The 17,196-nt window shown below is 69.8% G+C and carries 15 protein-coding genes and 1 tRNA gene; 3 read left to right on the top strand and 13 right to left on the bottom strand.

The window, feature by feature from the left end:
- Nucleotides 1-47: 47 nt before the first annotated feature.
- On the bottom strand, nt 48-281 hold the full coding sequence (gene chpH / locus ACFVYR_RS22895) for a chaplin ChpH (RefSeq protein WP_384251605.1): 234 nt from the start codon (nt 279-281) through the stop codon (nt 48-50).
- Between the two features lie 200 nt (nt 282-481).
- Nucleotides 482-1,807: a M20/M25/M40 family metallo-hydrolase gene (locus ACFVYR_RS22890; protein WP_384251601.1), complete on the bottom strand. Its 1,326-nt coding sequence runs from the start codon at nt 1,805-1,807 to the stop codon at nt 482-484.
- Between the two features lie 188 nt (nt 1,808-1,995).
- Here ACFVYR_RS22890 and ACFVYR_RS22885 point away from each other — a divergent pair.
- Nucleotides 1,996-2,083, top strand: a tRNA-Leu gene (locus ACFVYR_RS22885).
- Nucleotides 2,084-2,651: 568 nt separating this feature from the next.
- On the opposite strand, the gene ACFVYR_RS22880 is transcribed toward ACFVYR_RS22885, so the two are convergent.
- The 10 genes from ACFVYR_RS22880 to ACFVYR_RS22835 all read right to left on the bottom strand — a co-directional run bounded on the left by ACFVYR_RS22880 (nt 2,652) and on the right by ACFVYR_RS22835 (nt 11,288).
- The gene (locus ACFVYR_RS22880) at nt 2,652-3,116 is read right to left on the bottom strand and encodes a hypothetical protein (protein ID WP_384251598.1); all 465 of its coding nucleotides are present in this window, start codon (nt 3,114-3,116) and stop codon (nt 2,652-2,654) included.
- A 91-nt stretch (nt 3,117-3,207) separates the two neighbouring features.
- Nucleotides 3,208-3,444, bottom strand: coding sequence for a DUF397 domain-containing protein (locus ACFVYR_RS22875; RefSeq protein ID WP_384251595.1), 237 nt, complete (start codon nt 3,442-3,444; stop codon nt 3,208-3,210).
- A 43-nt stretch (nt 3,445-3,487) separates the two neighbouring features.
- Nucleotides 3,488-3,802 carry a hypothetical protein gene (locus ACFVYR_RS22870; protein WP_384251592.1) on the bottom strand — a complete coding sequence of 105 codons (315 nt, stop codon included), beginning with the start codon at nt 3,800-3,802 and terminating at the stop codon, nt 3,488-3,490.
- Between the two features lie 62 nt (nt 3,803-3,864).
- Complete coding sequence (locus ACFVYR_RS22865) at nt 3,865-4,698, bottom strand: helix-turn-helix domain-containing protein (RefSeq protein ID WP_384251589.1); 834 nt, start codon at nt 4,696-4,698, stop codon at nt 3,865-3,867.
- A complete protein-coding gene (locus ACFVYR_RS22860; RefSeq protein ID WP_384251586.1) occupies nt 4,688-5,212 on the bottom strand; it encodes a DUF6879 family protein in 525 nt (174 codons plus the stop codon). Before ACFVYR_RS22860 ends, ACFVYR_RS22865 begins: the two co-directional genes overlap by 11 nt.
- Nucleotides 5,213-6,010: 798 nt before the next feature.
- Entirely contained in the window at nt 6,011-6,682 is a 672-nt protein-coding gene (locus ACFVYR_RS22855; RefSeq protein WP_384251583.1) for a potassium-transporting ATPase subunit C, read from the bottom strand.
- Between the two features lie 7 nt (nt 6,683-6,689).
- Nucleotides 6,690-8,843, bottom strand: a complete 2,154-nt coding sequence (gene kdpB / locus ACFVYR_RS22850) for a potassium-transporting ATPase subunit KdpB (protein ID WP_384251580.1) — start codon at nt 8,841-8,843, stop codon at nt 6,690-6,692.
- Nucleotides 8,840-10,504, bottom strand: coding sequence for a potassium-transporting ATPase subunit KdpA (gene kdpA, locus ACFVYR_RS22845; RefSeq protein WP_384251577.1), 1,665 nt, complete (start codon nt 10,502-10,504; stop codon nt 8,840-8,842). Before kdpA ends, kdpB begins: the two co-directional genes overlap by 4 nt.
- 8 nt (nt 10,505-10,512) lie before the next feature.
- The gene (gene kdpF / locus ACFVYR_RS22840; RefSeq protein WP_037802756.1) at nt 10,513-10,602 is read right to left on the bottom strand and encodes a K(+)-transporting ATPase subunit F; all 90 of its coding nucleotides are present in this window, start codon (nt 10,600-10,602) and stop codon (nt 10,513-10,515) included.
- Nucleotides 10,603-10,874: 272 nt separating this feature from the next.
- Nucleotides 10,875-11,288 carry a cupin domain-containing protein gene (locus tag ACFVYR_RS22835; RefSeq protein WP_384251574.1) on the bottom strand — a complete coding sequence of 138 codons (414 nt, stop codon included), beginning with the start codon at nt 11,286-11,288 and terminating at the stop codon, nt 10,875-10,877.
- Between the two features lie 98 nt (nt 11,289-11,386).
- On the opposite strand from ACFVYR_RS22835, the gene ACFVYR_RS22830 reads away from it, so the two are divergent.
- Together ACFVYR_RS22830 and ACFVYR_RS22825 are read left to right on the top strand one after the other, a co-directional pair.
- Complete coding sequence (locus ACFVYR_RS22830) at nt 11,387-12,415, top strand: GlxA family transcriptional regulator (protein ID WP_384251727.1); 1,029 nt, start codon at nt 11,387-11,389, stop codon at nt 12,413-12,415.
- An 81-nt stretch (nt 12,416-12,496) separates the two neighbouring features.
- Entirely contained in the window at nt 12,497-14,056 is a 1,560-nt protein-coding gene (locus ACFVYR_RS22825; RefSeq protein WP_384251571.1) for an acetolactate synthase large subunit, read from the top strand.
- An 82-nt stretch (nt 14,057-14,138) separates the two neighbouring features.
- Here ACFVYR_RS22825 and ACFVYR_RS22820 read toward each other — a convergent pair whose 3' ends face one another.
- A complete protein-coding gene (locus ACFVYR_RS22820; RefSeq protein ID WP_384251568.1) occupies nt 14,139-17,015 on the bottom strand; it encodes a peroxidase family protein in 2,877 nt (958 codons plus the stop codon).
- Nucleotides 17,016-17,196 lie beyond the last annotated feature (181 nt).

Below are 17,196 nucleotides of genomic sequence, written 5' to 3'. Positions count from 1 at the left end.
TCCGGGGCCGACGGACTCAGACCCTCATGGGGCGAGACGCAACACCGTCACTTGTTGACGCAGACGTTGCCGAAGGCGGGGTTCAGCAGCCCGATCACGGAGACCGTGTTGCCGCAGACGTTCACCGGCACGTGGATGGGAGCCTGGACAACGTTGCCCGAAAGCACGCCGGGGGAGTTCACGGCGGCACCCTGGGCGCCGGCGTCAGCGGTGGCGAAACCCGCGCCCGCGAGCACGAGGCCACCCGTGGCTGCCACAGCGGCGACGATCTTCTTGATCATTATTCCTCCTTGTTGGCAATGCAGTCCCAGCCGCGGACTGCATCACCTGTAACGAGAAGGAAGTAGTGGGGCTACGAGCCTATGGTTCCTTTCACTCTTCTCAGGCAAGTACGCACGCGCTGACGATTATTGGAGAGTCGTTTCAGCACGTAAGAAGCCGCTTTCCGAGCGATTCCCGGACGCTTCCCGGTCGGACTCGGTCAGGAAGCGTCGATGAACCGGTCGAGCACCCGGACGCCGAACTTCAGGCCGTCGACCGGCACCCGCTCGTCGACGCCGTGGAACATGCCCGCGAAGTCCAGCTCCGGCGGCAGCTTCAGCGGCGCGAAGCCGAAGCCGCGGATGCCGAGGTCGTCGAAGGACTTGGCGTCCGTGCCGGCCGAGAGCATGTACGGCACGGCACGGGCGATCGGGTCCTCGGCCCGCAGGGCGGTCTGCATGGCGTCGACGAGCGCGCCGTCGAAGGTGGTCTCCAGAGCCTTGTCGGCATGGACGTCCTCGCGCTTGACCCGGGGGCCGAGCAGCCGGTCGAGGTCGGCCAGGAACTCCTCCTCGTACCCCGGCAGGTAGCGGCCGTCGACGTGCGCGGTGGCCTGCCCGGGGATCACGTTCACCTTGTAGCCTGCGCCGAGCTGCGTCGGGTTGGCGGTGTTCTGCAGGGAGGCGCCGATGAGCTTGGCGATGCCGCCGAGCTTGGCGAGCGTCTCGTCCATGTTCTCCGGGTCGAGCTCGGTGCCGAGCGCGTCGCCGAGCTCGTCGAGGAAGTGCCGCAGCGTCTTGGTGACCCGTACCGGGAACTTGTGCCGTCCGAGCCTGCCGACGGCCTCGGACAGCTCGGTGATCGCGTTGTCCTTGTGGATCATCGAGCCGTGTCCCGCGGTGCCGTCCACGGTCAGCTTCATCCAGTGCATGCCCTTCTGGGCCGTCTCGACGAGGTAGAGCCGCAGGTTCTCGTTGACCGTGAAGGAGAAGCCGCCGACCTCGCTGATCGCCTCCGTGCACCCCTCGAAGAGACCGGGGTGGTTGTCGACGAGGTAGCGCGCACCGTACGTGCCGCCCGCCTCCTCGTCCGCGAGGAAGGCGAGGACGATGTCCCGCGGCGGCTTGCGGCCGCTGCGCATCCGCTCGCGGACGACAGCGAGGGTCATCGCGTCCATGTCCTTCATGTCGACGGCGCCCCGGCCCCAGACGCAGCCGTCCGCGATCTCCCCGGAGAAGGGATGGTGCGTCCAGTCCACGGCGTTGGCGGGCACGACGTCCGTGTGGCCGTGGATGAGCAGCGCGGGCCGCGACGGGTCCTCGCCCTCGATCCTGGCGACCGTGGAGGCCCTGCCGGGGTGGGACTCGAAGATCTTCGGTTCGAGGCCCACCTCGGCGAGTTTCTCCGCGACGTACTCGGCGGCCTTGCGCTCCCCCGGGCCCGAGTGGTCGCCGTAGTTGCTCGTATCGATCTGGATCAGTTCGCGACAGAGGTCGACGACCTCGTCCTCACCGGTGACGGCCTTGCCCGTGCTGGACCCGCTCACGCTGGTTCCTCCCGCATTCGCTGCTGGTGGTCCCCCTCATCCTCTCTCTCCGCGGCTCCACGCCCAAGGGCGGGCGGGTGTCGTCATCAGCAGTTCACAGCGGGTGGCGGGGGTGATCGGGCACCCCTGGAGGCCTGGTAATGTTCTCTGTGTCGCCGCGGGGAACGCCCCGCGAAGACAGACACCTTGTCCGGGTGGCGGAATGGCAGACGCGCTAGCTTGAGGTGCTAGTGCCCTTTAACGGGCGTGGGGGTTCAAGTCCCCCCTCGGACACCAGCTGAGACCCCACTTCACGTGGGGTTTTCTGCATTTCAGGGCAGTGGCGTGACCAACCACGTGACCAACGGCCCAGAGATTCCCCGGGTCAGACCAGGGATGACAGGCCGAGCCTGTTCGCTCCGGAGGCGGCGAGCTTCCGGGCTCCGTTCTTAAGCCTGCCGAAGGTCGACGGCTCGGAACTGTCCGACGCCTATGGGTGGGCCACCGCCCGGCCCCGCGTGATCACGCTCTCCGAGGACGCTCGGCCGCTGTGGCGGATCGTCCGCCGGTACGCGCGCATCCTCGGCAAGACCCTGCCGACCCAGCGGCCGGCCACTGCACTGTCACCGGAACGGAAGCCGGAACCGCTCCCAGGATCCCGGCCGGCCACACCTGCACGGAATGGCGCCACGGTTCTCCGCATGGACGCCTACCGGGCCACGCCCACCCCGGCCCCGGTCCCCGTGCCGGAACCGAAGCGCCCGGAACCGCTCGACGCCAACCCCTTCCGAGCACTCCTCCAACCAAACCAACACAAGCAAGCCCCGGCCCATTTCGGACCGGGGCTTTGTTGTTGAGAGAGGACCTACCGCAACGGGCACTCCAGTTCCGGCATGGCCCGATTCGGTGAGCAGCACACCAGGGCCAGGGACAGATACGAGGGCCGTTCGAGGTAGAAGCCGTGGGACACATCTCCGCCCCAGCCCAGCCGTTCCGCAGCGGAGTGGACCAGCAGCGCCAGCCGCGTGCTGTCACGGTTGGACTCGGAGGCGAACCGGGGTGCGTACTGGGTCAGTTGTTGCCCGAGCCATTCCGCCGCTTCCTTCGGCTCGTCCCAGGTGCCGCGCACGAGCTTTGCGGGCTTGATCAGCCAGTGGGCCGTCTCCAGCGGTGGCAGGTCCACGGTCGGGAACTCCGCCTTCACTTCCCTGTACCGCTGGATCAGCTCCGGCTTATCGGCCGGAGGAGGATCAGGGTGCGGGGGCCGTCGCAGCGCCTCGCCATCGAACCGTTGCTTGGAGCCGGTCCACAGGTAGCCGTGGTGGTGCAACTGTCGTCCCGTTCAGTGCAGGAAGAAGAGGAGCGCCCGACCGGCCCTGCCTCTCGGGGGTGAGCCAGGGCCGGGGGACAAGGAGTGGCCGTCAGGCGGACAGGCCGAAGCGGGCCGGGTCGATACCGGCCGCGTGCAGTTCCTCGGTGGTGAAGCGCAACGGCTCCGCACCGGGCCGCTTGCTGTCGCCCAACGCCCACGCGTGGGGGCCGATCTTCGCCAGCGTGGCGCAAGCCTCGCCGTCAGGGTGCGTGTTGCCTCCGCACGCTTTGAGGAACGTGACGCCGTCGATGGGCAGGCTGTACAGGTCGGTTCCGGTTTCGGGCATGGGTGTGCCTTCCTGGGAGATCAGCGCTGAGGGGGGGGCAGACTCAGAGCCGGTACCGGTCCGGCTTCGACACGAACACGACACCCGGGCCAAGAGCCGTCGCGTTCTCCCGAAAGAGCTCGTGCAGCATCGACCTGGAGTTGTCGCGCATCGCGTTGGTCAGGTTGTCGGCCAGCAAGGCCGCCTCGGACGGGAGCAGAATCATTTCCGTGTCTGCCATATGCCGACCGTTCTTCGTCAGCCACACAGGAATGCGAATTTTGCCGTCAGCATCCCGGTACGCCGGACGGCTTGGGATCGGGTCCATCCGCCAACCCTGCGGGGCCTTCTGTCTCGGATCCTTCGGTTCGGTCGGCATGAGTACATCCTCGGCCCGTCAGCGCCGAGTCTCCAGAAATATGCACGTTGTGGGGTAGAAGATCATGAACGGTAAGAGGTAGCCCACTCTCCGAGCAGCTCTCTGGCATCTCCGTCGAACAACGCATGACGCTCGTACAAACCGAACACTTCGAGGTGTTCCGCGATGTCCCGAGCGTCCTGGAAAACTAGGCGCCCGGTGAACGTCTCGACAGTCGCCAAGCGTTGGTCGTAGACCGTGAAGGTGTTCATTGGGCCTCTTGCGATCACCGATTCCAACGGGATCACGCCAATGCGCACGTTCGGCAGGTGAGACAGTGAGACGAGGCGGTCGATCTGTACGGCCATCGCGGCGTGGGGGACTACAGTCCATCTGACGGCCTGCTCCGTCAACAGGAACGTGAACCGTTTCCTGGCGTCATAGAGGACCGCTTGCCGGTCCAGCTTCTTCGCAACGGTCTTGGAGACATCCACTGGCGCATGGCCCAAGCTCGCCCTGATGTACTCCGGTGTGGCGAGGAGCCCCGTCACCATCGCGGGCAGGAAATACCGGAGCGTCACGGCTTCCGTTTCGAGGCCCGCCAATTCCGACTGCCGCTTCTCTAATCCCCGGCGCCACGACGCCCGCTTTCCCTGCCACTCCGTATTGGCGAGCCTCGCGAGGGCGGCGACTTCTGCCACCATTTCTTGGGGTGCATCGAGGGCTCTGAGAATCAACTCGACGTCGACAAGGCCCGGCGTGATCCGACCGGTCTCAATGTTGCTGAGTTTGGTTTGGGACATGCTGCACCGATGGGCGAGCCAAACCTGTGTACGGCTGGCTCGCCTACGCATCGTGCGCAGTACCGCCGCCAGGTCGGTCTTCGACTGGCCTAGCTGCCCAGGATCAAACGTCAAGGCCCTTCACATACTCCTCGAAAGGCACTGCGTGCTCCAGGGCGATTCGCTGCCATTCCCGATATGGAGCGGGGTCTCCCTCGTATGTCACGCGACTGATCTGGGTGCCGTCTGGCCGGAAGTTCAGGTGTGCGATGCGCAGTTCGTCGAACATCCACCAGTCACGCCCGGAGAGCGGCAGACCGTATCCCTCCTGAGTCACATCCAAGACGCGGATGTCCTCCCCTGCCGCGATGTTGCCGGGGATGCCCCATGCGAACTGGTACCGCTGATAGTCGGTGAGCGGCTGGCGCACGATGCGCACACGGCCGACGCGCTTGCCGGACTCTACGTATCCCCGTACCCGTTCATGCCAGCGAGCATTGTGGTCGTCGGGCTTGCTCTCGCCCCGCAGGAATCGGGCGACGTTCTCCTGCTCCTTCGGCATGGTGTAGGTGGGCTGCGCCTCGAACCGCCACGCTTCGTGCTCGAAGGTGTCGAAGAACCTACGCCACTCCTCACCATCCAAGAGCACGGACGGCCTCCCTCAGAACGTGCTCCGGGATCTCCACAAGGCCGGTGAGGCGGCTCAGTTCCTCGCGTGCCATCGTGCCCTCCTTCGTTGCAGGATCGGTCCCTGGCGCCAAGAGGACGGTAGGTCGGCTGAGCCTGGCAGGTCTACGGCACATCGCCGATATTCGTGTTGTCGGGTAGACGATCATGGGCGGATGAGCGAAGGGAGCCCGCTCCGCCCGGATGGTCACGCGACCAACGCATCCGGGGTCTTCTGCTTTGCCGGGACCGCACGCGGATCTCGTCCGGCAGGAGAGGTCCTGTGCGGTTCGGGGAGCACGTCACCAGGGCTACGGACAGGAATGCGGGCCTCTCCAGATGGAAGCGGGCAGGTCGCCGCCCGGTCCAGCCTTTCGGCCGCGGAGTTGCCCAGGACCGTCGGCCGCGTGCTGTCACGATCCGACTCGGAGGCGAGCCGGGGTCCGCATTCGACCAGTCGTTCCCCCAGCCATTGCGCCGCTACCTTCGGCTCGTCCCAAGTGCCCCGTACCAATTTTCTGGCTTGCGCAAGGTGTGCCTTCCTGTGGGGTCAGTGCTGGGGGCAGACTCGGACCGCGTCCGAGATCTGGCCAACGCCGTTGCCGGGGCTGCTGCGCACCGCCGGTCGGGGCTGGTGTGTCAGCAGAAGCCGACCTCGGTGAAAGCGCACCCACCTCGCTCTGCGTGCGGCAGCGCCTGTCGAGATATGAGCGTCGGAGCCTTCCGGAAGTACTGGCGATGGCCTGATGCAGGGAGCCCGCACAGGCAGCACGACTCCGACTCAGTTCCTCCCCGTCAGCTCGCTCAGCGCGATGTTGAGTCGGAGGACGTTGACCCTCGGTTCGCCCATGAAGCCGAGGGTTCGGGCGTCGGTGTTGGCGGATATCAGGTGCTGTACCTGGCGTACGGAGAGGTGGTTGCGGGCGGCCACGCGGTGGGTCTGGAGACTGGCGTAGGCCGGGGAGATGTGGGGGTCCAGGCCGGAGCCGGAGGACGTGACCGCGTCGGGCGGGACGTCGGCGGGGGTGAGCCTGTGGGTCGGGGTCGAGTTGTCCCTGATCACGGCTGCCTTCGCGGCCTTCACCTGGTCGATCAGCTCCTTGTTGTCGCCGGAGAGGTTGGTGGCGCCGGAGACGAGCAGTTCGTAACGGGTGTTGACGCTGTTCTCGCCGAGGCCGTTGGAGGGGCGCGGCTGGAACCACCTGAGGTCCGGCTCGGGTGTCTTCTGGCCCTTCTTCAGCGGCAGGTCGTAGCGCTGGCCGATGAGTTCGGAGCCGACGGTCCTGCCGTGCGCGCTCACCTCGGAGCCGTTGGCCTTGTCGTGGAAGAGGGCCTGGGCGACGCCGGTCACCGCCAGCGGGTAGAGGACGCCGCAGAGCGCGGTCAGGACGAGCAGGGCGCGCAGGCCCGCCCCCAGCAGCCGGGCGGAGTTCCGTACGGAGTTGTTGTTCATGACCGCGTCACCCAATGCCGGGGAGGAGGGAGAGGAGTACGTCGATGATCTTGATGCCGATGAACGGGGCAATGAGGCCGCCGAGACCGTAGACGCCGAGGTTGCGCCGCAGCATCCGGTCGGCCGTCATCGGCCGGTACCGCACGCCTTTCAGGGCCAGCGGCACGAGGGCCACGATGATCAGCGCGTTGAAGACGACCGCCGAGAGGATCGCGGACTCCGGCGACGACAGGTTCATGATGTTGAGCTTGTCGAGGCTCGGGTACGCGACGGCGAACATGGCCGGGATGATCGCGAAGTACTTCGCGACGTCGTTGGCGATCGAGAAGGTCGTCAGGGCACCCCGGGTGATGAGGAGTTGCTTGCCGATCTCGACGATCTCGATGAGCTTGGTGGGGTTGGAGTCGAGGTCGACCATGTTTCCGGCCTCCTTGGCGGCCGACGTCCCCGTGTTCATGGCCACGCCGACGTCCGCCTGCGCGAGCGCGGGAGCGTCGTTCGTGCCGTCGCCGGTCATCGCGACCAGCTTGCCGCCGGCCTGCTCGCGCTTGATCAGCGCCATCTTGTCCTCGGGGGTGGCCTCGGCGAGGAAGTCGTCCACGCCCGCCTCGTCCGCGATGGCCTTGGCGGTCAGCGGGTTGTCGCCCGTGATCATGACGGTCTTGATGCCCATGCGGCGCAGTTCGTCGAACCGCTCGCGCATGCCCTCCTTGACGACGTCCTTGAGGTGGATCACCCCGAGGACCCGGGCGCCGTTCTCGTCCTCCAGGGCGACGAGCAGCGGGGTGCCGCCGGCCTGGGAGATCGAGTCGTGCAGGGTCCGCGCGTCGGGGGCGACCTCGCCGCCGCGCTCCTCGACCCAGGCGATGACCGAGCCGGTCGCGCCCTTGCGGACCTTGCGGCCCTCGATGTCCACGCCGGACATCCGGGTCTGCGCGGTGAAGGGGACCCATTCGGCGCCGGTCAGCTCGCCCTGGTGGCGTTCGCGCAGGCCGTACTTCTCCTTGGCGAGTACGACGATGGAGCGGCCCTCGGGCGTCTCGTCGGCCAGTGAGGAGAGCTGGGCGGCGTCGGCGACCTCGGCCTCGGTGGTGCCGCGGACCGGGACGAACTCGGCGGCCTGGCGGTTGCCGAGGGTGATGGTGCCGGTCTTGTCCAGGAGCAGCGTCGACACGTCGCCCGCCGCTTCCACCGCACGGCCCGACATGGCGAGGACGTTGCGCTGGACCAGGCGGTCCATGCCGGCGATGCCGATCGCGGAGAGCAGGGCGCCGATGGTCGTCGGGATCAGGCAGACGAGCAGCGCCGTCAGGACGATCAGCGAGGTCTGGTCGTCGGCCCCGGCGTAGATCGCGAAGGGCTTGAGGGTGACGACGGCGAGCAGGAAGACGATGGTGAGGGAGGCGAGGAGGATGTTCAGCGCGATCTCGTTGGGTGTGCGCTGCCGGGCCGCGCCCTCCACCAGGTTGATCATGCGGTCGATGAACGTCTCGCCGGGCTTCGTCGTGATCTTGATGACGACGCGGTCGGAGAGCACCCTCGTACCGCCCGTGACGGCGGACCTGTCGCCGCCGGACTCGCGGATGACGGGGGCCGATTCGCCGGTGATGGCGGACTCGTCGACGGAGGCCACGCCCTCGACGACGTCTCCGTCGCCGGGGATGATGTCGCCCGCCTCGCAGACGACCAGGTCGCCGACGCGCAGGTCGGTGCCGGGCACCGACTCCTCGCCTCCGCCGGTCAGGCGGCGCGCCACCGTGTCGGTCTTGGCCTTGCGCAGCGTGTCCGCCTGCGCCTTGCCGCGGCCCTCGGCGACGGCCTCCGCGAGGTTGGCGAAGATCGTGGTCAGCCAGAGCCAGGCGGTGATCGCCCAGCCGAACCAGTCCCCCGGGTCCAGGATCGCGAGGACGGTGGTGACCACCGAGCCGATCAGGACGACGAACATGACCGGGGACTTGACCATCACACGCGGCGAAAGTTTGCGGAAGGCGTCCGGCAGCGACGTCAGGAGTTGGGCCGGGTCGAAGAGGCCTGCGCCGACCCGGGTGTCGTGGGTGGCGGTGTGACCGGTGGGAAGGTCCTGGTGGGGGGCGCGGTCCGCGGTGGCGACGGAACCGCCGCTCCGGTCGCCGGGCTCGTTCTCGTGCAGGTGTGTGCTCATGACGCAAGCCCCTCGGCAAGCGGTCCCAGCGCGAGCGCGGGGAAATAGGTCAGACCGGTGATGATCATGATTGCGCCGACCAGCAAGCCGGTGAAGAGCGGTTTCTCGGTGCGCAGGGTTCCCGTGGTCGCCGGGACCGGCCGTTGCTGCGCCAGCGAGCCCGCGAGGGCCAGCACGAACACCATCGGCAGGAAGCGGCCGAGCAGCATCGCGATGCCGATCGTGCTGTTGAACCACTGGGTGTCGGCGTTCAGGCCCGCGAAGGCCGAGCCGTTGTTGTTGGCCCCGGAGGTGTAGGCGTAGAGGATCTCGGAGAAGCCGTGCGCGCCGGAGTTGGTCATCGAGTTCCCCGGCGTGGGCAGGGCCGTCGCGACGGCCGTGAAGCCGAGGACGAGCGCCGGGGTGATCAGGATGTAGCAGGCCGCCAGCTTGATCTCGCGGGTGCCGATCTTCTTGCCCAGGTACTCCGGCGTCCTGCCGACCATCAGGCCCGCGATGAAGACCGCGATGACCGCCATGACGAGCATGCCGTAGAGGCCGGAGCCGACGCCGCCCGGCGCGATCTCGCCGAGTTGCATGCCGAGCATCTCGATGCCGCCGCCGAAGCCGGTGTAGGAGGAGTGGAAGGAGTTCACGGCGCCGGTGGAGGTGAGGGTGGTGGCCACCGCGAAGATCGACGACCCGCCGATCCCGAAGCGGGTCTCCTTGCCCTCCATGGCCCCGCCCGCCAGGTCGTGGGCCGGGCCGCCGTGGTGGAACTCGGTCCACATCATCAGCGCGGTGAAGGCGAGCCAGATCGTCGCCATCGTGGCGAGGATGGCGTAGCCCTGCCTGACCGAGCCGACCATCTTGCCGAAGGTCCGCGTCAGCGCGAACGGGATGAGAAGGATCAGGAAGATCTCGAAGAGGTTCGAGAACGGGCTGGGGTTCTCGAAGGGGTGCGCGGAGTTGGCGTTGAAGTAGCCGCCCCCGTTCGTGCCCAGCTCCTTGATGACCTCCTGCGAGGCGATGGCGCCGCCGTTCCACTGCTGCTTGCCGCCCATGAACTGCCCGACCTCATGGATGCCGGAGAAGTTCTGCAGGGCGCCGCAGGCGACGAGGACGAGCGCGCCGACGACGGAGATCGGGAGCAGGACGCGGACGGTGCCGCGCACCAGGTCGGCCCAGAAGTTGCCCAGTTCACCCGTGCGGGAGCGGGCGAAGCCGCGTACCAGGGCCACCGCGACCGCGATGCCCACGGCCGCGGAGACGAAGTTCTGCACGGCGAGGCCGCCGGTCTGCACGACGTGGCCCATGGCCTGTTCACCGGCGTACGACTGCCAGTTGGTGTTCGCCACGAACGAGGCGGCGGTGTTGAAGGCCTGGTCCGGGTCGATGGAGCGGAAGCCGAGTGATCCTGGCAGCGAGCCCTGGAGCCGCTGGAGCAGGTAGAGGAAGAGGACGCCGATGGCGGAGAAGGCGAGGACGCCGCGCAGGTACGCGGGCCACCGCATCTCCGTGTCGGGGTCGGCGCCGATGGCCCGGTAGATCCACTTCTCGACGCGAAGGTGCTTCTTCGAGCTGTAGACGCGGGCCATGTGGTCGCCGAGCGGGCGGTATGCGAGTGCGAGCGCCGCCACCAGGGCGAGCAGCTGGAGCACACCGGCAAGGACGGGGCTCATATCCGTACTCAGAACCTCTCCGGAAAGACGAGGGCGAGGACGAGATAGCCAAGGAGGGCGACGGCCACGACTAGGCCGACGACGTTCTCGGCGGTCACAGCTTGGTCACCCCCTTGGCGACGGCTGCCACCAGCGCGAAGACCGCGATCGTGGTGACGACGAAGGCCAGGTCGGCCATCGTGAGCTCCTGACGGAAGAGATGGGGAAACTGCTCGAACGGACGATTAGAGGAAAGCCTCCGTTCGAGCCGTTCCGTCCTCCGTTGACGCCCTCCATACGGCGCCGGCGGGCCTCTTGACGGGTCTCTTACGATCTCTGCCCGTATGAGCGGGCGTGAGGGCTCTGACCTGTGGGGTTACGCGTCGGGGCGCTAGCTGAGCGGGTGTCCCGCGGTCGCGTCCACGTGGTCCGGGATCTCCTCGTGGCGGTCGCCGACGGTCAGGGTGCCGGTGGGTTCGAAGAGCAGGATGCGGGCGCCGTCGGGGGCGTACGGCCGGTGCTCGGTGCCGCGCGGGACGGTGAAGACCGAGCCCTGCTCCAGCGTGACGCGGCGCTCCCCCGCGGGCTCGCGCAGATCGATGTGGAGCTCGCCGCCGAGTACGAGGAAGAACTCGTCGGTGTCGTCGTGGACGTGCCAGACGTGCTCGCCCTCGACCTTGGCGACGCGGACGTCGTAGTCGTTGACGGAGGTGACGATGCGCGGGCTCCACAGGTCGTCGAAGGAGGCGAGCGCCTGGTCCAGGGAGAGAGGTTCGCTGTTCTTGAGGTGTGGTTCCGGGTTCATGACATCGATCTTCCGGCGTGACGCGCCGCCACCACGAGTGCTAGAAATCGCGCATGCCGCAAGAATCCTCGCAACCGCCGACGCCGCCACAGGCGCGGATGCGGGCGCGGACGCAGGCGCCCCCGCACCGCGTCGTGGTCGTCATCGACGAGGGGACCAACCCCTTCGAAGTCGGCGTCGCCACCGAGGTGTTCGGGCTGCCGCGCCCCGAACTCGGCCTGCCCGGCGCCCTGTACGAGATCGTGCTGTGCGCCACCGGGCCCGAGGTGCGGATGAACCACGGGTTCTTCAGCCTGACCGGCGTACCGGGACTCGACGCCGCCGACACGGCGGACACCCTGATCATGCCGGGCCGCCCCGACCACACCGTGCCGCGCGCCCCGGCCGTGCTCGACGCCGTCCGGCGCGCCCACGCGCGGGGCGCCAGGATCATGAGCTTCTGCACCGGCGCCTTCGCGCTCGCCGAGTCCGGCATCCTCGACGGACGCCGGGCCGCCACCCACTGGCAGTGGGCGCGCCCCTTCCGTGAGCGATTTCCGGCCGTGCGGCTCGAACCGGACGTGCTCTTCGTGGACGACGGCGACATCCTCACCGCCGCGGGCAGCGCCGCCGCCCTCGATCTGAGCCTGTACGTGGTGCGCGGCGACTTCGGCGCGGAGGTCGCCAACTCCGTGAGCAGGCGCCTCGTCTTCGCCGCCCACCGGGACGGCGGACAGCGGCAGTTCGTGGAGCGGCCGGTTCCGCAGGTGCGGGACGAGTCGCTCGCGCCGCTGCTCGCCTGGGCGCAGGAGCGTCTCGCCGAGCCGCTCACCGTGGCCGGTCTCGCGGCCCGCGCCGGGGTCAGCCCCGCGACCCTGCACCGCCGGTTCCAGGCCCAGCTCGGCACCACTCCGCTGGCCTGGCTCACCGGCGAACGCGTGGCCCTGGCCTGCCGACTCATCGAGCGCGGCGAGGAGCGGATCGACGTGGTCGCGCACCGCAGCGGCCTGGGCACCGCCGCCAACCTGCGGGCCAGGCTGCGCCGCGAGACGGGGCTCAGCCCGTCGGACTACCGGCGCAGGTTCGGCCCCGGTGTGCCCGCGGCGGCTGGCCGGATCCCGGCTGCCGTCACGCCCCGGACTCCGTGAAGACTGGGCCCCTCCCACGCACCGGGGGCCGCCGCCCCACCGCGCGCCCACCCCATTGCCACCGAGCAGAGGCGGACCGCCATGCCGAACGGAGCGCAGATCCTGGTCGACGGCCTCGTGGCCGGGGGTGTCCGAGCGTGTTTCGCCAACCCGGGCACCTCCGAGCTGCACTTCGTGGCCGCGCTCGACGGGACGCCCAGCCTGCGGCCCGTCCTCTGCCTCTTCGAGGGCGTGGCGACGGGTGCCGCGGACGGATACGGGCGGATGACGGGCCGCGCCGCCTGCACGCTGCTGCACCTCGGCCCCGGCCTCGCGGGCGGCCTCGCGAACCTGCACAACGCACGGCGGGCCGCGACGCCCCTGGTCAACGTCGTCGGCGACCACGCCCTGCGCCACAAGCGGCTCGACGCGCCCCTGGAGTCCGACATCGGGGCGCTGGCCCGCACGGTGTCGGCCTGGACGCGGCGTACGTACTACGCCTCGGAGCTCGCCGGTGATGTCGCGGCCGCCGTCGCCGCGGCGGCCGGACCGCCCGGCGCCGTCGCGACGCTCGTCGTGCCCGCCGACGTGTCCTGGTCGCAGGCCGACGGACCGCCCGCCTCCCCGCGCCCCGCGCCCGCCCGGCGCGGCCTCGTCTCCGTGGACGCCGTGACGGGCGCGGCCGCGGCGCTGCGGTCGGGTGACGAGGTCGCGCTGCTGCTCGGCGGGGCGGCCGCGCGCGGCGCCGGGCTCGCCGCCGCGGGGCGGATCGCCGGGGCGAGCGGGGCGCGGCTGCTGTGCGAGACCTTCCCGGCCCGTCTGGAGCGGGGCGCGGGGAGTCCCGCCGTCGAGCGGCTCGGCTACCTCGCTGCGGGCGCGGTGCGCCAACTCGCGGGCGTACGGCACCTGGTGCTGGCCGGTGCCGCGTCGCCGGTTGCCTTCTTCGCCCATCCGGGGCAGAGCGGCACCTTGGTTCCCGACGGGTGCACGGTGCACACGCTCGCGGCAGGCGCGGAGGATGTGACGGCGGCGCTCGAAGGGCTCGCCGAAGTGGTCGGGCCGTGCGCGAGGCCCGTACGCCAGGAGGCGGTCCGGCCCGGGATGCCCACCGGTGAGCTGACCGCCGAGTCGGCGGCCGCCGTGATCGGGGCGCTGCTCCCGGCGGACGCCGTGGTCGTCGACGAGGCCAACACCTCGGGTCTCTGGCTGTCCGGGGCGACCGCGGGTGCGCCGCCGCACGACTGGCTGACGCTGACCGGCGGGGCGATGGGGCAGGGGCTGCCGCTCGCGGTGGGGGCGGGGGTGGCCTGCCCCGGCCGGCCCGTGGCGGCGCTGGTCGGGGACGGGGCCTCGATGTACACGCTGCAGGCGCTGTGGACCCAGGCCCGGGAGGGGCTCGACGTCACGACGGTCGTCTTCGACAACGGGTCGTACGCGATCCTGAATCTGGAGCTCGGGGCGGTGGGGGCGGCGGGCGGTGCGCGGGCGCGGCGGCTCCTGGATCTGTCGGGGCCGTCCCTCGACTTCGTCGCGCTGGCGCGCGGGATGGGGGTACCGGCCGAACGGGCCACGACGGCACAGGAGTTCGCCGTGGCGCTGAAGCGGGGGCTCGCGGAGCCGGGGCCGTTCCTCGTCGACTGTGTGGTGCCGGCGCTGGGTTGAGGGCCTGTGTCATGTCCCCGGCCCGGCTCCTTCCCGAAATCTCCGGCCGGGTCCGCGAGCCCAGGGTGTGCCGGGGCCGCCGTCAGCCGCCGGCGCGTGGTCCGCCGTCGCTCACCGGCTGCACCTGCCGCCATGGCGCGAACGCGCTCGCGCCGCGCGGCAGCAGGCCCGCGAGCTCCGGGCAGTGCCGCAGCAGGACGGAGTTCATGCCGCCCTTCTGCACCCAGTCGATGCCGAGCGGGGTGTAGATCTCGGGGCGGAAGTCGACGGTCAGGAAGCGGTCGCTCTGCAGCCGTCGGGTGGCCATCAGGATGAAGACGCGGAAGGCGGTGTCGCTGAAGCCGAAGCCGTGCGGCGGGTTCTCGGCGAACAGGCCGACCACGGTGTCGATCTCGTCGACGGAGCGGTAGACGTCTTTGAGGCGGGCGACGGTCTCGGGGTCCTGCGAGAGGTCCTCGAACCGGCGGATGCGCGGCTTGTGCAGGCCCTCGACGAAGTCGTTGTAGCGGGGCACGCCGCGCCTGCGGGTGCGTACCAGGTCGACGACGGACAGGTCGATGATCTCGCCGTCGCGCTCGAACCGCTGGAGCGCGCGCGGGAAGTTGTGCAGCGTGATCGCGCCCGGGTGGGAGATGCCGAAGGAGTACAGCGTGTCGGCGAGGCCGGTCTTGCGGATGGCGGCCTCGGCGGCGCCGCCCTGGATGTCGCGGAAGCCGAGGGTCTCGAGGCGCTGCCCGAAGTGGTGCTCGCGCATCTCGAAGTCGTCGGGGATCAGCGGGTGCATGCGGTAGACGGTGACGAACTCCTCCGTCAGGGAGTACGGCGTGCCGTGGTGGTCGGGCAGCGTCCTCGGGATGCCCGTCAGCGAGTGGGATTCGAACAGCCACAGGCCGAGCTTCTGCAGCCAGCGGTCCGGCGGCCCGTCCCAGTTGGTGTGCAGGCCCAGGTCGATGGCCTCGGTGGCGAGGATCGCCGGGGTCCACTCCACCGTGTGGATCTTGGCGATGAGGGCGGAGACGACCAGGCGTGCCGTGTGGTAGACGCTCTCCTCGCTCATCGAGGGGTACGTGTGCCGCAGCGCGTCGCAGACCGCGTTGTGCTCGCGGGCGAAGAGGGTGTGCATGGCGCTGAGGCCCATCCACCAGCTCTCGGCGAAGCCGGTCAGCGGGATGCCGTTCGGGCCGATCGGCAGGTGGCCGTCGTCCAGGCGGAGTTTGGCTCCCCCGTCGGGCTCCCGCAGGAACTTGGCGGTCCGCTCGTTCTCGCCGTACACCTCGGAGCCGTCCCACCAGTGGGACGCGAGGTTGTCGAAGAGGATCGGCGGCCGGTCGCCGGGGAGTTCGAGCCCCTCGTTCTCGGCGAAGCGCATCACCTTCTCGGCGGGGCCGCCCGGGGTGTTGTGCCAGGTCGTGCCGGGCGGCAGCGGCACCTCGACGGACTTGCCGCCCGGCTTGTGGCGGCGGTGGTTGACCCAGTCGTGGACCTGGAACTGTATCCAGGCGGCGGCCAGTACGTTCAGCGAGGTCGCGGGCAGGAACGTGTCCCGGTACAGGAGCTGGCGGCTGACCGTGACCGGGTTCGGGACGTCGAAGAGGTCGGGGCGGTAGACCGGCTCGATGTTGCGGCCGAATACCGCGCCGACCGCGCCCATGGCGGGCCGGGAGAGGTCGTTGTAGGTCCCGTCGTAGGACCGGACGGTGCGCAGCTGCTCGTCGAACGGGGCGGGCACGGGCCCGGCCTCGGGCGGCGCCTCGTACACGTCGGTGTCGATGAGGTTGAAGCGGCGCAGCGCCTTGCGCAGGAAGACGAGGTTGAGCAGGCTCGCCTGCAGCGGCAGCCGGTGCCAGGGCACATAGCGGTTGAGGAGGCGGAGCGCGGCGCCGACCGGCGCGCCGAGCGCCTTGTTGCGCAGGGGCTCCTCCGTGACGAAGCGCAGTCCGTGGCGGTGTGCCGCGCTGGCCTCGTAGGCGGACTTGCGGGCGCGGTTGAGATTGCCGAGCGGACGGAAGTCGTCGGTGGTGTACCAGGGGTTGAAGCCGATGACCTCCACGCGACCGCCCGCGGCCCGCGCCTGAGCGGTGTCGAGGTCCTGGCTGGGGATGGTGAGCGTGGCGACGGCCACCGCGGGCGCGACGGACTCCGGCCACTCGACGGAGCCATCCTCCACGGGGGTGCGCCGCTCGTCGACGTACCGCTGGACGCACAGGTCGAAGGCGATGTCGTGCCGGACCAGGCGCGTCTCAAGCTCGCGGCGCAGGTACTGCGGGTCGCGCCGCTCGCCGCCGGAGCCGGGGGCGGGGCCGCCCGGCACCGGGCGCAGCAGATAGCGGACGGGCCCGGCCCGGCCCCAGAGGATGGCGCTGCGGCTCCAGTACGTCTCCGCCGCGAGGCTCCTGACGGGATGCCGGGAGGCCGCCCTGACGTTGCGCCGCATGCGGGTGGCGGTGGTGGGGCCGACGGCGAGCGGGAGCTTGACGAACAGGGCCAGCGCCTTCTTCGTCCGGGTGGTCGCGCCCGCCATGGCGCGGGCGAAGGCGACGAACTCGCGGGCGTCGCGGGCGTGCGACACCGGGTGGTTGGTGGCCAGCAGGTCGTGGTTCTCCTCGGCGGACACCGTCACGCGCACGGCGAGGCCGCGCAGGTCGGGCGCGCCGTCGGCCTGCCGGATGCCGCCGGCGTTGGAGAGCCGCACGGTCGCCGGGTAGACCGCGCCGGGCTGTGCGAAGCCGCGGCGCAGGGCGTCGGGGAGGTCGTCGTGGAAGCGCAGGCGGGCGTTCTCCACGCCGAGGGCGGCCTTGGCGTGCAGGGTGCGTTCCAGGCCCGCGGACCTGGCCGCGCGCCGGTTCTTCTCCTGGACCTTCATCACTTCCCGCGCCAGGCGCTGGAACAGCCGGCGCTCGGCTTGCGGACTCCCGCCCATGTAGCGCTCGTAACTCTGCTGCTGTCCGGTGTCGGCCATCGGGCGCCTCTTCCTTCACACGGCTGCGTGCGGGGCTGCGTACGGCACAGGGGGGCAGGCAGACGCTACTGGCAGCGCCGGTGGGCCGCAGCGGCGGTTCCCGCCTATGTACGCGACCGCGGCCCGGTGTCGAACAGGCGGGCGGGGCAGGGCGTTTGGGCCCGTGGGCGGCTGTCAACCG

The sequence above is a fragment of the Streptomyces sp. NPDC058284 genome (genome assembly GCF_042881135.1).
Taxonomy (GTDB): Bacteria; Actinomycetota; Actinomycetes; order Streptomycetales; family Streptomycetaceae; genus Streptomyces.
This window is presented reverse-complemented; position numbering and strand designations above follow the sequence as displayed.

What these genes read in the sequence shown, in the direction of transcription:
- ACFVYR_RS22830 (WP_384251727.1), top strand. Translation starts at nt 11,387, where the DNA reads ATGCGGGCGCGGACGCAGGCGCCCCCGCACCGCGTCGTGGTCGTCATC.
- ACFVYR_RS22835 (WP_384251574.1), bottom strand. Translation starts at nt 11,288, where the DNA reads ATGAACCCGGAACCACACCTCAAGAACAGCGAACCTCTCTCCCTGGAC.
- ACFVYR_RS22825 (WP_384251571.1), top strand. Translation starts at nt 12,497, where the DNA reads ATGCCGAACGGAGCGCAGATCCTGGTCGACGGCCTCGTGGCCGGGGGT.
- chpH (WP_384251605.1), bottom strand. Translation starts at nt 281, where the DNA reads ATGATCAAGAAGATCGTCGCCGCTGTGGCAGCCACGGGTGGCCTCGTG.
- ACFVYR_RS22820 (WP_384251568.1), bottom strand. Translation starts at nt 17,015, where the DNA reads ATGGCCGACACCGGACAGCAGCAGAGTTACGAGCGCTACATGGGCGGG.
- ACFVYR_RS22870 (WP_384251592.1), bottom strand. Translation starts at nt 3,802, where the DNA reads ATGCCGACCGAACCGAAGGATCCGAGACAGAAGGCCCCGCAGGGTTGG.
- kdpB (WP_384251580.1), bottom strand. Translation starts at nt 8,843, where the DNA reads ATGAGCACACACCTGCACGAGAACGAGCCCGGCGACCGGAGCGGCGGT.
- ACFVYR_RS22875 (WP_384251595.1), bottom strand. Translation starts at nt 3,444, where the DNA reads ATGCCCGAAACCGGAACCGACCTGTACAGCCTGCCCATCGACGGCGTC.
- kdpA (WP_384251577.1), bottom strand. Translation starts at nt 10,504, where the DNA reads ATGAGCCCCGTCCTTGCCGGTGTGCTCCAGCTGCTCGCCCTGGTGGCG.
- ACFVYR_RS22855 (WP_384251583.1), bottom strand. Translation starts at nt 6,682, where the DNA reads ATGAACAACAACTCCGTACGGAACTCCGCCCGGCTGCTGGGGGCGGGC.